The sequence below is a fragment of the Rhizohabitans arisaemae genome, assembly GCF_025996515.1.
GTDB lineage: Bacteria > Actinomycetota > Actinomycetes > Streptosporangiales > Streptosporangiaceae > Rhizohabitans > Rhizohabitans arisaemae.
The window spans coordinates 56,182-70,090 of record NZ_BLRH01000021.1 but is presented as its reverse complement, the minus strand read 5'-3'; the positions used below and the strand labels follow the sequence as shown (position 1 = coordinate 70,090).

The window sequence follows — 13,909 nt, the reverse complement described above, 5'->3', positions numbered from 1 at the left end:
TCAGCGGTGTCTTCGGCACCCCGACTTTCGTCAGGGGTGATCGTGGCTGCTCGTCGGATCCGCGGCAGGTGCCCCGGTTTCTAGATTCGCCCCATGAAACGCCTGCTCCTCATCCTGGCCGTGGCGATCGGCCAGGCCGCGATCCTCGTCTCGGCGACGCCCGCACACGCCGTACCGAACTCGGCCCCCACTGCGGCGCAGTTCACCGCCTATCTGGACAAGGCTCTGGAATCCACGGGGTTACCCGGGGTTTCGGTCGTCGTCACCCAGGGAGACAGAGTCGTCCACGCTTCGGGTCACGGGCGTGATTCCACCGGGGCGGCGGTGACCGAACGCACGCCGATGCGGGTCGCGTCCCTCAGCAAGTCGTTCACCGCCGCGGCGGTGATGACACTGGTCGAAGACGGCAGGATCGCACTCGACCGGCCGGTGGCGGAGCAGCTGCCCGGATTCCGGATGGCCGACGGGCGGGCCCGGCGCATCACCGTGCGGCATCTGCTCAACCAGACCTCGGGCCTGTCGGACACCACCGTCGACATCGACGCCACCCAGACGGCGGGCTCACTCACCGAATACGTGGCGCGGCTCTCCACCGGCACCCTCACCACCGAGCCCGGCACCCGCTACGAGTACTGCAACGTGAACTTCGACCTCGCCGCCCGGCTGGTCGAGGTCGCGAGCGGCCAACGGTTCCACGACTACATGCGGCAGCACGTGTTCGGCCCTCTCGGTATGACGGACAGCTTCATCGGAGACCGAGAGGTCAAACCCGCCGACGGCTTCAACTCGCTGTTCGGCGTCTGGCGGTCGCGGCCCGAACTGCCCGGCTTCCTCAACCTCGGCGGCAGCGGCGGTGTCGTCACCACGGCGGCGGACCTGGGCAAATGGCTGATCAGTCAGAACGGGGCAGGCGGCGCGCACCTCGTGTCGCGGGAAGGCCTGCGCACCATGCACACCCCCTCCCCCGTGCGCGACTACGCCATGGGCTGGAGCGAGGAGAACCTCGGCGGCACTCCCCTCCTCACCCACAGCGGCAACCTGTTCACCTACTCCGCCGTCCAGGCGATCGCCCCCGGCACCGGGTACGGCTTCGCGGTGATGACCAACGGTGCCGGTCTGCAGGACGACACCTACGAGGTGCTCGGCGGCCTCGTCGCTCTGACCCGCGGGGAGACACCCGATTCGCCGGGTGGCGGCAGGCAGCGATTCGAGCTGGTCCTCGGCTTGATCGCGGTGGTGGCGGCGGGGCTGGGCACGGCGGCGGTCCTGCGGTCACGCCGCTGGTCGGGAAAGCACGGCGCGAAGCCCGCCTGGCGGATCGCATCGCGTCTGGCCCCGGCGCTGGTGCCGGTGCTCGTCCTGGCGGCCTACCCGGACCTGATCTCGATCCTGATGAACGGCCGCAGGGTGACCTGGGCACAGCTCACCTACTTCCCCGCGCCGCTGACGATCACCCTGGTGATCGCGGCCGTGGCGGGCGCCGCAACGATCGCGAGTCGGCTGATCCGGCTGCGGTCGGTAAGGTCGGCCGGGTGAGAAACGGTGCGATCCTGGTGGTGGTCGCGACGGGTGCGCTGGTCAACGGGTTGCACCTCGACGCCATCCCGCTGTGGCGGCAGTTCCTCTTCGGACTGCTCGCCGTCGCCGGCTACCTGCACGGCCGCCACCTGCCGGTGCGACGGGCCTGGCCGCTCCTCGCGGCCACCGCCGCTCCCGTGGTGATCTCCATGGTGTTCGACTTCGCCACCGGCGTCGGCGCCGTGATGAGCCTCGGCGTGTTCACGGTGCTGCCCTGGCTCGCGGGCCGGTTCCGGCGGCAACAGGCCGAGCTGGTCGTGTCGGGCCGGGCGCGGCTGCGCCAGATGGAGCGCGAGCAGGAACTCCTCGCCGAACGGGTCAGACTCCAGGAACGCGCCCGCATCGCCTCCGACATGCACGACTCGCTCGGCCACGAGCTCGCGCTCATCGCGCTGCGCGCCGGGGCCCTGGAACTCGCGGCCGACATGAACGAGCGCAACCGGGAGGCCGCGGCCGACCTGCGGGCTTCCGCGGTCACCGCGACGGACCGGCTCCGCCGTACCCTAGCCGTGCTGCGCCCCGGCTCGGCGGCGCCGGTCGAACCCGCCGACGAGACGGTCGAGGCCCTGGTGGAGCGGGCACGGAACGCCGGGCTGGCGATCGCCTTCCGGCATGGGGGCGCCACCCGCCCCCTGGGGGCGCTGGTGGAGCGGGCGGTACACCGGGTGGTCCAGGAGTCGCTGACCAACGCGGCGCGCCACGCGCCCGGGGCGGAGGTGGAGGTGGAGGTGGAGCAGAGCGGCGACACGGTGACCGTCACGGTGGGCAACCCCCTCGGAGCGGGTGATCCCATCTCCCCGGACGGGAACGGGTTGAACGGGCTACGGGAACGGGTGCGACTGCTCGGCGGCACATTCGAGGCCGGGGCCGACCGCGGCGACTTCACGGTGACGGCCCGGCTTCCACGGGGGGAACTGTGATCCGCGTGGTGCTGGCCGACGACGAGGCCATGATCCGCGCCGGGATCAAGGCGGTCCTCGCCGCCGATCCCGGCATCGAAGTGATCGCCGAGGCCGCCGACGGGCGCGAGGCCGTCGAGCTCGTGCGCGCCCACCGGCCCGACATCGCGCTCCTCGACATCCGCATGCCGCGCCTCGACGGCCTGTCGGCCGCCGCCGAGCTGCGCGCCGCGATGCCGGAGGTCGCGGTGGTGATGCTGACCACCTTCGACGAGGACGACTACGTCGCCAAGGCCCTGGAGGCCGGAGTCGGCGGTTTTCTGCTGAAGGCCGCGGACCCGCGTGAGCTGATCTTCGGCCTGCGATCGGTCGCCGGCGGCGCGGCCTACCTGTCGCCGAGAATCGCCCGGAAGGTCATCGCCCGGCTCGCCGGCGGCCACCTGTCCCGCGCCGCCACGGCGCGTGCCCGGATCGAGACGCTGACCCCGCGCGAACGCGAAGTCCTCGCGCTCGTCGGCCGCGGACTGACCAACCAGGACATCGCGCGTGAGCTGTTCCTCTCGGAGGGCACCGTGAAGGCTCACGTCAGCGCGATTCTGCTGCGCCTGGCGGTGGGAAACCGGGTCCAGGCGGCGATCCTCGCCTTCGAGGCCGGCCTGATGCATCCGTACGACTGAGGCGGCCTCATCGCCCAAGGGTCGCTTCAACGGCTCCATCGTGACCGAGGCCGCGGTCTCGCATCACGGCCATCCTCACCGAACTCGACCTGCCCCCGCCGAGGACGACCGCCGCCGGGTCCTCGCCTACCTGCGCGCCTGAACCCATCCGACCCGGAAAGCACACCACCCGGGAAACGGGGCCGGATTTCCGCGGTCTCGACGGAAACGATCCGATAGCACTTCCATGGGCTGCAATGACCGCCCGAATCGGCCGACCAATTACTTCTTCCCTATGCGTTTCGCCACGTTTTCCGTGTTTATCCGCCTAGGCAGGAGGGCGAAGTTGCGTTACGCTCACAGCGTCTCTGCCTCAATAGAAATGGATAAATCGGAGGATTCATGGAAATGACGCATTTTCTTGAGCGCAAGCTGGCGCGCCGTTTCCGGACCTTCGACAGCGACAACGACGGATTCATCGCGCGGAACGACTTCGAGCTCTCCGTCACCCGGATGGGGGCGGCGTTCGGGCACGGGTCCGGCTCCCCGGAGCTGGCGCGCCTGACCGAGCTCTCCCTGGGCCTCTGGGCGCACCTGGCGTCGGTGGCCGACGCCGACGCCGACGGGCGGATCACCGAGCAGGAGTACAAATCCGCCTTCGCGGCCGGGCTGCTGGTGACGTCCGAGTCGTTCGACGCCGGCTACCGGCCGTTCCTCACGGCGATCATGGCCCTGGTGGACGAGGACGGCGACGGCCGGATCACCGAGGACCAGCAGGTGCGGTGGACCGGCGCGCTCATGGATCTGGCCGAGGCGGACGCCAAGGAGGTTTTCCGGCGGCTGGACGTCGACGGGGATGGATTCATCACCACGGAGGATCTTCTGGAAGCCATTCGCGAGTACTATTTCAACGACAATCCGGACTCGGCGGGCAGCTGGCTGCTGGGGAGTCTGGACGCCTGAACAACACCCGATCGCGCGAATGACCTCCGAATGCCGAAAGACGGAAGAGAAGGGCTATAGCCCTACCGGTTCCGCCGAACAACCCAAAGAGCGAGCCTACCGAAACCGGGTCCCCCAGGCCTTTCGAATACCGCCCGGAACCGGAAACCGGATCGCCAGGTCGGAAGAGACGGCGAGGCGACATCGCACGTCCGGTTCGGCACACCGGCCCCGGAACGCACGTCGGCGCCTTCGCCTCCGATCAGGCCCGCCAGATCACCACGAGGGCGCAGTCGTCGGTACGGCCGAGGGCCAGCTTGCGGGTGAGGCGGGCCGCGCCCTGGGCGAAGCCGGTCGTGGTCACCAGGCCCTCGGCCTCCCCCAGCAGCCGGTCGATGCCGGCGTCGATGTCCCGGCCGGGTCGCTCCACCATCCCGTCGGTGTACAGCATGAGGGCGTCGCCGCGGCGCAGCACCCCGGTGTCGGGTTCGCAGCGCAGATCGGCGGTGACCCCGAGCGCGATCCCCCGCGCCGCGCTCACCTGCCACACCCCGGTGGCCGAGTCGAACTTGACCGGCGGCGGATGGCCCGCCGAGGTGATCGTGTACTCCCCGCTCTCCAAGTTGAGGCTGAGATGCGCGGCGGTCACCAGACCCACCTGGTCGTGCTGCCGGTTGAGGTAGTTGTTGCATTTGGTGAGGAAGTCCCCGGAATCCACCGAGCCGAGCAGCCCGCCGAACGCCCCGGAGAGCATCAGCGCCCTGGTCCCCGCATCGACGCCCTTCCCGCTGACGTCGACCAGGGTCATCTGGTAGCAGGTCTCCCCGGTCCTGGCCGCGACGAGGAAGTCCCCGCCGAAGGTGGAGCCGCCGGCGTACTTGAGCACGGCGGTCTGGTCCCACCCCTTGGGGAGTGGAGGGAGGCGGCCCCGCGCCTTCAGCACGTCGCGGAGCTCCACGAGCATGCCGTCGCCGCGGAGTCCGCGCACCCCGGTCTTGGTGCGGGTGCGCGCCAGCAGCACCGACATCACCGCGATGAGCACGGTGGCGACGATCAGCCCCGGCTCGGCGGCACCGGCGGCGAACAGCACGACCAGGACCACCGCGACCAGGGTGAGCAGCACGGCGAGGCTGCGCAGCCGGAGCTGGAGGCCGCCGACCAGCAGGACGAGGATGAGCATGCTGGGGGAGATCCAGAAGGTGGAGAACCTGACGCTCGCGAAGCCGATGAGGACGGCCGACGCGGCGAGCAGCAGGAGGGCCATCCGCTCCCGCACGTGCACGATCCGCGCGGCCCGGTAGAGGGGGACGATCCCCGGGACGCGTTTGAGACCCCGGTGCAGCCAGGAGGGGAGGCGCGAGGAGAGCGGTCGTCTCTGCATATCTAGCTGACTGTAGTCAACCAAACGCTCTGAGGGAGTGCCTGCGGCCATATTCCCCTGCCGCGGGAGGGAGATCCCCGTCGGCGGCCGATCGCCTACAGCGTGAGCGCGGCGGCCGCGGCGTCGTGCCGGAGGGCGAGCACGAGCAGTGTGACGATCAAGGTGGCCACGATCAGCCAGCTCGCCGTGAGGAAGACCGTGGCGCGGGTGATCCGGCGCCGGGGCCTGCTCGCGCGCTTGCGCCTCGGCGCGCGACCGCGTTCCTGTCGGTCGATCCGCGCGTTGAACGCGTGCAACCGGCCCGCGAACCGCGGATCCTCATAGGCCAGGCGATGTGCCATCTCAGCCAGGATTCGCTGCTCACGCTGCGACAAGGCCATACAGCGCCTCCCTGAAACTCAAGCTATGAGACTTCTTTGCCCGGCGCGAAGATCATTAGCCCTTCTTGACCTTGAGATTTCCGCGTCTCCACCAACCTTTTCCACTATCGAACTATTACTCGAATAAATGTCTGGCTTCCAGCCCAAGCTGTAGGACAAATCAGGTGTAAGTCACCCGTACCTCCGGCAGGTCTCGGGTCACACCCACGCGGGACGCCTCCTCCTCGATCGCGGCGAGCCGGCCGGGCGCCAGGCTCTCGAACGCGGTGACCGCGACGTCGAGGCGATCCCGCCCCGCCTTGCGGGCCCGCCAGACCCCGGCGACCTCCCCGTCGACGAGCAGCGCGTTCGGCGACCCGATGATCTTCCACAGCTCCTTGCGCCGGGCCTCCTCCGGGACGAGCAGCTCACGGTCCCTGGCCTGCAGGTAGGGGTCGGACACCGGAAGAAGCCGGATCAGGCTGACCGGCTCGGCGTGACGCAGCGCCGCGAGGCGGTCCTCCGGGATCCAGGCGGCCCGGCCCTCCACCCGGACCCGGGCGAGCCCGTCCGGCCACCACTTCTTGACCTCGGCGGTCTTGGTCCCGATGAAACCCGCCACCTCACCCGGCCCCGCCGGGCCGAGCAGCCGCAGGTACGCCGTGATCAGCGCGCCGACGACCTCGGGACCCGGCCGCAGCTCGGGCCAGTCGGCCATGGGGAGCAGCGTGGGCGGGCTGGTCCCTGGCTCCAGTTCGATCCCCGCGGGCAGGGACGGAAGGGTGATCACGTAGTCGTAGACGTGCCGCGTCTTGCAGGGACGGCAGTCGTAGGCGAACGCCTCGGGCAGCGCGCGGGTGAGCGCGCCGCTCGCCTCACCCTTGGTACACGGACCCGTCACCACCTCGTGCAGCGCCGCGGCGGCCGTACCGAAGGCTTCGAGCCCCCCGATCCCCGCCTTGCGCAGCGCGGTCCCGGCCCCCACCATCCTGGCGGTCGCGTCCGCGCCGGTGAGCGGCCACTGCGCCGCGGCGAAGAACGGCAGGTCCGCCCTCCGATACAGGTGCGGCGCCCCGCGGAAGGACCACGCGCGGGCGAACCCCTCCCCCCGGTGCGGTTCGGGCAGCCGCGCGGTGAGCGCGAGCGCGGCCGACCCCGCCGGGCTGTCCTGAACCCCCAGGTCGTGTACGGCCAAGGCCGCGGCGTCCGCCGTCGCCCTGGAGAGTTCTTGAGCATGCACCCGGTACGCGACCACCTGGGCACGATCGATGTCGACGGTCATGGGCTCATCCTTCCCCCGAATCCTGTCATCTCTTGTCAGTTTTATGGAGCAAACTGGACAGCATGCGCGCATCCCGCCTGCTCTCCGTCCTGCTCCTGCTACAGACGCGCGGGCGGCTCACCGCCAGGGAGATCGCCGACGAGCTGGAGGTGTCCCTTCGCACGGTCTACCGCGACGTCGAGTCGCTGAGCGCGGCGGGGGTCCCGGTCTACGCCGACCGCGGTCCGGCGGGCGGCTACCGGCTCCTCGACGGCTACCGGACCCGCCTCACCGGGCTCACCGGCGAGGAGGCGGACTCCCTCTTCCTCGCCGGGCTCCCCGGACCCGCCTCCGAGCTCGGGCTGGGCACCGTGGTCGCCGCCGCCGAGCTGAAGATCCTCGCTGCCCTCCCCCCGGAGCTGCGCTCGCGGGCCGGCCGGATCCGGGAACGGTTCCACCTCGACGCCCCGGGCTGGTTCAACCGGACCGAGCAGACCCCGTTCCTCGCCCAGATCGCCGACGCCGTCTGGAAGGAGCAGCGGATCCGGGTCCGCTACCGCCGCTGGGGACGCCAGGAGTTCGAACGCGTCCTGGACCCCCTCGGGCTCGTCCTCAAAGCCGGCAACTGGTACATGATGGCGCGGAGCGGAGAGAGCGTCCGGACCTACCGGATCTCGCGCGTCCTCGGACTCCACACCGTGCCCGAACGCTTCGAGCGCCCCGCCGACTTCGACCTCCAGGCCGAGTGGCGCACGTACTCCCGGGAGTTCCTCAACCGGCTCTACAGCCATGAGGCGGTCGCCCGGATCTCCCCCGTCGGCCTGGAGCGCCTGCCCCACCTGATCGGGCCCGAGATCGCCTCGGTGGTGGCCGCCTCGGCCGGTCCGCCCGACGAGGAGGGCCGGCGCGAGGTCGTGATCCCCCTGGAGATCCATGAAAACGTCGCCGTGGACCTGTTCCGCAGACTCGGCGACGACGCCGAGGTGCTCCACCCGCCCTCCCTCCGCGCGCACATGCTCCGTACCGCGCGGGAAATGCTCCGCCGCTACGCCGACCAGGGCGGATCGGACGACGGCCGTGACGTCGATCACTTTGACCCCCCGCAGGTCGAACACGGTCAGACGAGCCAATAGAGTTTGGCGGGTGGGTGTCGCTCTTGGACTGTCTCGGCCACTGGTGGTTCGCACCGTCGCCGTCGACGACCCGGGCGATTTGATCACCGCGCTGCCGACCCCCACCCCGTACGCGTGGATCCATCACGGTGAGGGCCTCGTCGGCTGGGGAGAGGCCGCCCGGGTCCAGGTCCCCGCCGGACCCGACCGATTTGGCTGGGCCCGCCAATGGCTGGCGGGCACCTTCGCCCGCGCCCACGTCGACGACGAGCTCGACCTGCCCGGCACCGGCCCGGTCGCCTTCGGCAGCTTCACCTTCGACGCCTCCTCCCCCGGCTCGGTGCTGGTCGTCCCGCGCACCGTGCTCGCCCGCCGCGACGGCCGGGCCTGGCTCACCACGATCAGCGACGGCCTCGGCGGGCGGGTCGACGGCCCCTTCGAGGACACCCCGCGTCCCCGGCCGCTCGACGTCCCCGGCCGGATCCGATACAGCGACGGCTCGCTCACCGCGCCGCAGTGGGAGCACGCGGTCGCCCAGGCGGTGCGGGCCATCCGCGCCGACCGGCTGTCCAAGGTCGTCCTCGCCCGCGACCTCACCGCGCTCGCCGAACGTCAGATCGACATCCGGATACTCCTGGACCGGCTGAGCACCCGCTACCCCGAGTGCTACACCTTCTCCTGCGACGGCCTGGTCGGCGCCACCCCCGAGCTGCTGATCCGCCGTACGGGCAAGGCCATCGAGTCCCTGGTGCTCGCCGGGACCACGACCCGGGGCGGCGACGCCACCGAGGACGTCGCCCGCGGGGCCGGCCTGTTCGCCTCGGCCAAGGACCGCTCGGAGCACGCCTACGCCGTCGAGTCGGTGCGCGAGGCGCTCACCCCGCTCTGCGACGAGCTGCACGTCCCCGCCGAGCCGCGACTGCTGGTCCTGCCCAACCTGCAGCACCTCGCCTCCCCCGTCAGCGGACGGCTCACCGACGGCGCCTCGGTCTTGGACGTGGTCGCCGCGATGCACCCCACCGCGGCCGTCGGAGGCAGCCCGACGCCCGTCGCGCTGGAGGTCATCCGGGAGCTCGAAGGCATGGATCGCGGCGGCTACGCCGGACCGGTCGGCTGGATCGACGCCCGCGGCGACGGCGAGTGGGGCATCGCGCTGCGCTGCGGGCAGATCTCCGGGAACCGGGCCCGGCTCTTCGCCGGGGGCGGCATCATGGCCGGTTCGAACCCCGCCGACGAGCTCGCCGAGGCCCAGACCAAACTCCGCGTCATGCAGTACGCCCTGGAAGGCTAGACGCACCCCCTTCTTTTCGCTCGGTACGGGCTCCGCGGCTCCCTCCCTCCGCAGGTACGGCACCGCGGTGGATTACGCAAGACGCCCCTATCGCGGACTGATGCCACAGCGACCAGTGGCCGCCCCCTTTACAACGTAGATCGATTCCACCCCGGTACGGCCCGCGCGGTGCGAGCCGTACCGGCCCGACTCAACCGAATGAAGCAAACGCGGCATGCTCGCTGAAGAAACACGCCATCATTGAGCGTCAGCCACGGCAACGGCCGAACGCGGTGCTTCAGGGGCGATGGAGTGAACAACGGCAGGGGGCGGCCGGGATGGCTCCATGTAGGCGCGCTTGAACAGCGCTTGACTCGGGCCTGGGAGCCAGGCACTTTTCCCCCGGCCGAATCCTTGCTGGCAATCATGACACTCGCCGCCGTTCCCACCAGGCTGGCCCGGCGGCTGGCCGATCATCTGACCGGTGGGATCGTGGTGGGCTCCGGTGCAGTACCCGACCTTCCTGGGTTCGAGGACCTGCGCAAACAGCCACTGCCACTCCAGCAGGGCTCCTGGGATCGCAGCGCCGGGGCCTACGACGCGAAGCTTCGGCGCATCGCTGTGGGCACTGTGCCCTCACCCTCGGTCAGTGTGTGCGGTCACGAGTTGGGTCATGCCGTGGACGATCTCGACGACCAGCCGTCACAGGATCAATGGTGGCTGGTGCTGCATGCTCTTCACGGCACACGGTTGGCGCCGCCCTACCGGCAGGATGTCGCCGAGCTGTTCGCCGAGAGTTTCGCATGTGTGCTCACTCGTCGCGCATCCCGTTTGATTCGGCTTCTGGGTGACCCACGAGCGGCACAACAGACCTATCAATGGATGGTCGAGCGGTACGGGCTTGGTTGAGCGTCCTTCTCTCCATCTTGTCCATACACCGCTATGGTATTGATATAAGGCGGGAGTCTGGGGAAAGGACTGGGCACATGAATGTGATCATGCTGCCGGGTGGTGTTCTGCGGGTCCCCTCGGTTGTCGATGTGGAGGGCGTCAAGGTCCACGGCACACGTGATCTCTCGCCGGACTCGCCTGACTACCACGAGTGGCTCCCCTACGCCGAGACTGAAGATCAGATATGGTCCGGGCTTGACGACGCCGACGATGCGGCGATCATCGCCCGCTGGGAAGCCGCCGCCAGCGCTTGAGTGCTTTCCGTTCCGAACACCGCTTCCCCAAGCCTGCTCACCACGACGGGTTCCGGCGGCCTGTTCCGGATATCCGTTGACCGAACCGGACATCCGCCGGTGCGCGGGTGTGGGCTAGCCTGGCGTGCTGTGACGATCCTGCGGTCCCTGGTCCTGTTCGCCCTGGCGGCACTCGCCGAAATCGGCGGGGCCTGGCTGGTGTGGCAAGGGGTGCGCGAGCACCGGGGCGCCCTGTGGATCGGCGCCGGGGTCATCGCCCTCGGTCTGTACGGATTCGTCGCGACCTTGCAGCCCGACGCGCACTTCGGCCGGATCCTCGCCGCCTACGGCGGGGTCTTCGTCGCCGGCTCCCTGGCCTGGGGAATCGTGGTGGACGGCTTCCGCCCCGACCGCTGGGACGTCGCCGGCGCGATCGTCTGCCTGATCGGCGTCGCCGTGATCATGTATGCACCGCGCGGCTGAGCGGTCTCCGACCCGCGAAACCACGATGCCGTACGACGTAGGCGAGGCCGCCGTACCGGACGTCGGTGGTCGTGTTCCTAACCCGGCAACTCCATTCGGGTATCTGTTCGGGCTCATCCACCGCATTAACGGTGTTTCACAAGCAATATGGCGTTATGAGGCGGCATAACCCCTGGATGTGGGGCGTGATGCTCGGCGTGGGAGTGGTTCTCGGGGCGCTGGGCGCGGCATTCGTGGTGCTCGGGCTGGAACGGGCGGACCAGCTCGCCGGGGTGATCGGCATGTTCGTCGCCGCGGCGGGGCTCGCCGTCTCGGTGTACGGGCTGAGATCGGCGCGACGCTCCCCCGGCGGGCCCGCGGATCAGGACGCGGACCCCGTACCGCGGACTCCGCCCCCCGTCCCCACGCTCACCCAGACCGTGGCGGACTCCACGGTGGGCGGCGACGTCCTGCAGGTCGGCGAGATCAAAGGCAGCCTCCGAATCGGCGGCACACCCCCACCCCCACCGGCCCAGGACACGGCCACGACCACCGCAGGCCGCTCCGCACCCCCGGACCCGGGCGGCCAGACGGTGGAGAACTCCCGGATCGGCGGCTCGGTCCACCAGGTCGGCGACGTGGGCGGCGACGTCGAGATCGACCGCTGAGCCCGTACGGCGCGGAAAAGGGTCAGTGGACCTGGGTGAGCTCGGCGAGCGCCTGCTCCTGGTCCTCGGGGGTGAGATGGTCGAAGAAGAGCACCCCGTCGAGGTGGTCGACCTCGTGCTGGAGCACGCGGGCGAACATGCCGAGGCCGCGGACGGTCACCGACTTCCCGGTGGCGTCCTTGCCCCGGGCGATGGCCGCGTACGGGCGGGAGACCGGCCACCAGAAGCCGTTCCCGGAGGCACCCGGGGTCGAGAGGCAGGACTCGTCGGCCTGGATGCGACGCCCGGAGGTCTCCAGGGTCGGATTGACCAGGTGCCCGGCGCGGCCCTCGAAGTTGAAGGCGACGACCCGGATGGGGACGCCGATCTGGGGGGCCGCGATCCCGGCGCGCCCGGGACGGGACCGCAGGATCGCCTGCATCTCCTTGACCAGGGACCGCAGCTCGCGGTCGAAGGCGACGACGGGTTCCGCGGTGGTGCGGAGGACGGGATCACCGAACAGCCTGATGGGCTGGACCGCCATGCGCTCTTGTCTCCTTCTCGCCCAGCGGTTCGCCGGTCTGTGAGCGCGGATCACTCACGCCCGGAGGTGTGGAGGCCACCAGGGAGATGCCCAGGATCCTTGGAGATCAACCACGACGGCCGGTAGCCGCATGCTAGCGCTCCCCGGGCCGTCCGGGGGAGATCATCCGCCTGTCCCGGGGACAGGCGGACGCGGCCCTCAGCTCGCCCAGTCGAGCAGCGGGCGGGTGTTGCTGGGGTGGCGCAGCTTGGAAAGGGACTCCTTCTCCAGCTGGCGGATCCGCTCCCGGGTGAGACCCAGGTGCTTGCCGATCTCGTCGAGGGTGTGCGGCTTGCCGTCGGCGAGGCCGAACCGCAGCGACATGATCCGGGCCTCCCGCGGCGTGAGATTGCCGAGGACGCAGCGGAGCTGCTCGGCCAGGAGCTGACGGTCGACGACCTCGGAGGCCTCCGGGGAGTCCACGTCCTCGATCAGGTCGCCGATCCGGGTCTCGCCGTCCTCGCCGATGGTGGAGTCGAGGCTGATCGGCTGCCGGCTGGTGCGGAGCAGCTCCTCGATCTGGTCGGGGGTGCGGTCCAGCTCGACGGCGAGCTCCTCCGGGGTGGGTTCGCGGCCCAGCCGCTGGTGCATGTCGCGTTCGATCCGGCTCAGCTTGCTGAGCATCTCCAGCACGTGGACCGGGAGGCGGATCGTCCGGGCCGAGTCGGCGAAGCCGCGCTGGATGGCCTGCCGGATCCACCACATCGCGTAGGTGGAGAACTTGTAGCCCTTGGCGTAGTCGAACTTCTCCACGGCGCGGATCAGGCCGAGGTTGCCCTCCTGGACGACGTCGAGCAGGGCCATGCCGCGGTCGGTGTACTTCTTGGCGACGGACACCACGAGCCGCAGGTTGGCCTCGAGCATGTGGTCCTTGGCCTGGCGGCCGTCCTCGGCCACCCATTCCAGGTCGGCGCGGCGGGTGGCGGACAGGCCCGACTCGGTCTCCAGCTTGTGCTCGGCGTAGAGCCCGGCCTCGATCCGCTTGGCCAGCTCGACCTCCTCCGCCGCGGTGAGCAGCGTCCGGCGGCCGATGGACTTCAGGTAGGTGTGGACGGAGTCGCCCATGGTCGAGGAGTGGTCGTCGAGGTCCTCCTCCTCGGCGCCGTCGTCCTCGGCGTCGGCCCACTCGCCGGCGGCCTCGGCACGCTCCGGCCCGGGCGCCGCGGCGTCGCCCGCGTCGAGGCGGACCCCGGCCTCGGTGAGCTCGGTCAGGATGGCGCGGCCGTCGGCGGGTGTCACCCGGGCGGCCTTGAACGCCGCACGCAGCTCGGGGAGGGACAGATGCCCCTGGGCTCGCCCTCGGTCAAGCAGGTCGTCGAGGGTTGCCGGGGTTGTCACGCTCGTGGGCGGGGTAGCCACGGCGGTTCGGGGCATGAGGACACCTCCTCCATCATCGCGGAGTCGTCTTTGCAAGGAATGTCAGGGTGGGTGGCACCAGTATCAATAACGCTGGAAGACGTGGATTGTTCCCGCTCAGGGCACCGTGACCGGTTTCATGTGACGTTCGACGCGCTTGGGGAGCCACGGTGTGTGATCGACTCGGGCTCGGACACACGGCCGCGCACCGAACCCCGG

At 70.1% G+C, this 13,909-nt stretch carries 15 protein-coding genes; 10 read left to right on the top strand and 5 right to left on the bottom strand.

Going from position 1 to position 13,909, the window contains the following annotated elements; translation table 11 throughout:
• Positions 1-93: 93 nt before the first annotated feature.
• From RUR_RS08725 to RUR_RS08710, 4 genes are all read left to right on the top strand, one after another.
• The gene (locus RUR_RS08725; RefSeq protein ID WP_283134432.1) at positions 94-1,536 is read left to right on the top strand and encodes a serine hydrolase domain-containing protein; all 1,443 of its coding nucleotides are present in this window, start codon (positions 94-96) and stop codon (positions 1,534-1,536) included.
• Entirely contained in the window at positions 1,533-2,498 is a 966-nt protein-coding gene (locus tag RUR_RS08720) for a sensor histidine kinase (RefSeq protein WP_283134431.1), read from the top strand. The genes RUR_RS08725 and RUR_RS08720 overlap by 4 nt, the downstream gene beginning before the upstream one ends.
• Entirely contained in the window at positions 2,495-3,154 is a 660-nt protein-coding gene (locus tag RUR_RS08715) for a response regulator (RefSeq protein WP_283134430.1), read from the top strand. The genes RUR_RS08720 and RUR_RS08715 overlap by 4 nt, the downstream gene beginning before the upstream one ends.
• A gap of 387 nt (positions 3,155-3,541) precedes the next feature.
• Entirely contained in the window at positions 3,542-4,096 is a 555-nt protein-coding gene (locus tag RUR_RS08710) for an EF-hand domain-containing protein (protein ID WP_283134429.1), read from the top strand.
• A gap of 241 nt (positions 4,097-4,337) precedes the next feature.
• Here RUR_RS08710 and RUR_RS08705 read toward each other — a convergent pair whose 3' ends face one another.
• From RUR_RS08705 to RUR_RS08695, 3 genes are all read right to left on the bottom strand, one after another.
• On the bottom strand, positions 4,338-5,456 hold the full coding sequence (locus tag RUR_RS08705) for a PP2C family protein-serine/threonine phosphatase (RefSeq protein ID WP_283134428.1): 1,119 nt from the start codon (positions 5,454-5,456) through the stop codon (positions 4,338-4,340).
• A gap of 95 nt (positions 5,457-5,551) precedes the next feature.
• Entirely contained in the window at positions 5,552-5,836 is a 285-nt protein-coding gene (locus RUR_RS08700; RefSeq protein ID WP_283134427.1) for a DUF3040 domain-containing protein, read from the bottom strand.
• Positions 5,837-5,996: 160 nt separating this feature from the next.
• The gene (locus RUR_RS08695; protein ID WP_283134426.1) at positions 5,997-7,097 is read right to left on the bottom strand and encodes a DNA glycosylase AlkZ-like family protein; all 1,101 of its coding nucleotides are present in this window, start codon (positions 7,095-7,097) and stop codon (positions 5,997-5,999) included.
• Positions 7,098-7,159: 62 nt separating this feature from the next.
• Between RUR_RS08695 and RUR_RS08690 the strand changes: the two genes are divergently transcribed.
• The 6 genes from RUR_RS08690 (at position 7,160) to RUR_RS08665 (ending at position 11,772) form a co-directional block, all read left to right on the top strand.
• Positions 7,160-8,209 (top strand): helix-turn-helix transcriptional regulator, encoded by a 1,050-nt coding sequence (locus RUR_RS08690; RefSeq protein ID WP_283134425.1) that lies wholly within the window; start codon positions 7,160-7,162, stop codon positions 8,207-8,209.
• A gap of 10 nt (positions 8,210-8,219) precedes the next feature.
• Positions 8,220-9,479, top strand: a complete 1,260-nt coding sequence (locus RUR_RS08685) for an isochorismate synthase (RefSeq protein WP_283134424.1) — start codon at positions 8,220-8,222, stop codon at positions 9,477-9,479.
• 405 nt (positions 9,480-9,884) lie between these two features.
• Entirely contained in the window at positions 9,885-10,367 is a 483-nt protein-coding gene (locus RUR_RS08680) for a hypothetical protein (RefSeq protein WP_283134423.1), read from the top strand.
• 77 nt (positions 10,368-10,444) lie between these two features.
• A complete protein-coding gene (locus RUR_RS08675; RefSeq protein ID WP_283134422.1) occupies positions 10,445-10,663 on the top strand; it encodes a hypothetical protein in 219 nt (72 codons plus the stop codon).
• Positions 10,664-10,792: 129 nt separating this feature from the next.
• Positions 10,793-11,125 carry a YnfA family protein gene (locus tag RUR_RS08670; RefSeq protein WP_283134421.1) on the top strand — a complete coding sequence of 111 codons (333 nt, stop codon included), beginning with the start codon at positions 10,793-10,795 and terminating at the stop codon, positions 11,123-11,125.
• A 155-nt stretch (positions 11,126-11,280) separates the two neighbouring features.
• Positions 11,281-11,772, top strand: a complete 492-nt coding sequence (locus RUR_RS08665) for a hypothetical protein (RefSeq protein ID WP_283134420.1) — start codon at positions 11,281-11,283, stop codon at positions 11,770-11,772.
• 22 nt (positions 11,773-11,794) lie between these two features.
• Here RUR_RS08665 and RUR_RS08660 read toward each other — a convergent pair whose 3' ends face one another.
• Together RUR_RS08660 and RUR_RS08655 are read right to left on the bottom strand one after the other, a co-directional pair.
• Positions 11,795-12,295, bottom strand: a complete 501-nt coding sequence (locus RUR_RS08660) for a peptide deformylase (RefSeq protein ID WP_283134419.1) — start codon at positions 12,293-12,295, stop codon at positions 11,795-11,797.
• A 198-nt stretch (positions 12,296-12,493) separates the two neighbouring features.
• Positions 12,494-13,708 carry an RNA polymerase sigma factor gene (locus tag RUR_RS08655; protein ID WP_283134418.1) on the bottom strand — a complete coding sequence of 405 codons (1,215 nt, stop codon included), beginning with the start codon at positions 13,706-13,708 and terminating at the stop codon, positions 12,494-12,496.
• Positions 13,709-13,909 lie beyond the last annotated feature (201 nt).

What these genes read in the sequence shown, in the direction of transcription:
- RUR_RS08725 (WP_283134432.1), top strand. Translation starts at nt 94, where the DNA reads ATGAAACGCCTGCTCCTCATCCTGGCCGTGGCGATCGGCCAGGCCGCG.
- RUR_RS08710 (WP_283134429.1), top strand. Translation starts at nt 3,542, where the DNA reads ATGACGCATTTTCTTGAGCGCAAGCTGGCGCGCCGTTTCCGGACCTTC.
- RUR_RS08705 (WP_283134428.1), bottom strand. Translation starts at nt 5,456, where the DNA reads ATGCAGAGACGACCGCTCTCCTCGCGCCTCCCCTCCTGGCTGCACCGG.
- RUR_RS08700 (WP_283134427.1), bottom strand. Translation starts at nt 5,836, where the DNA reads ATGGCCTTGTCGCAGCGTGAGCAGCGAATCCTGGCTGAGATGGCACAT.
- RUR_RS08695 (WP_283134426.1), bottom strand. Translation starts at nt 7,097, where the DNA reads ATGACCGTCGACATCGATCGTGCCCAGGTGGTCGCGTACCGGGTGCAT.
- RUR_RS08690 (WP_283134425.1), top strand. Translation starts at nt 7,160, where the DNA reads ATGCGCGCATCCCGCCTGCTCTCCGTCCTGCTCCTGCTACAGACGCGC.
- RUR_RS08680 (WP_283134423.1), top strand. Translation starts at nt 9,885, where the DNA reads ATGACACTCGCCGCCGTTCCCACCAGGCTGGCCCGGCGGCTGGCCGAT.
- RUR_RS08675 (WP_283134422.1), top strand. Translation starts at nt 10,445, where the DNA reads ATGAATGTGATCATGCTGCCGGGTGGTGTTCTGCGGGTCCCCTCGGTT.
- RUR_RS08665 (WP_283134420.1), top strand. Translation starts at nt 11,281, where the DNA reads ATGAGGCGGCATAACCCCTGGATGTGGGGCGTGATGCTCGGCGTGGGA.
- RUR_RS08660 (WP_283134419.1), bottom strand. Translation starts at nt 12,295, where the DNA reads ATGGCGGTCCAGCCCATCAGGCTGTTCGGTGATCCCGTCCTCCGCACC.
- RUR_RS08655 (WP_283134418.1), bottom strand. Translation starts at nt 13,708, where the DNA reads ATGCCCCGAACCGCCGTGGCTACCCCGCCCACGAGCGTGACAACCCCG.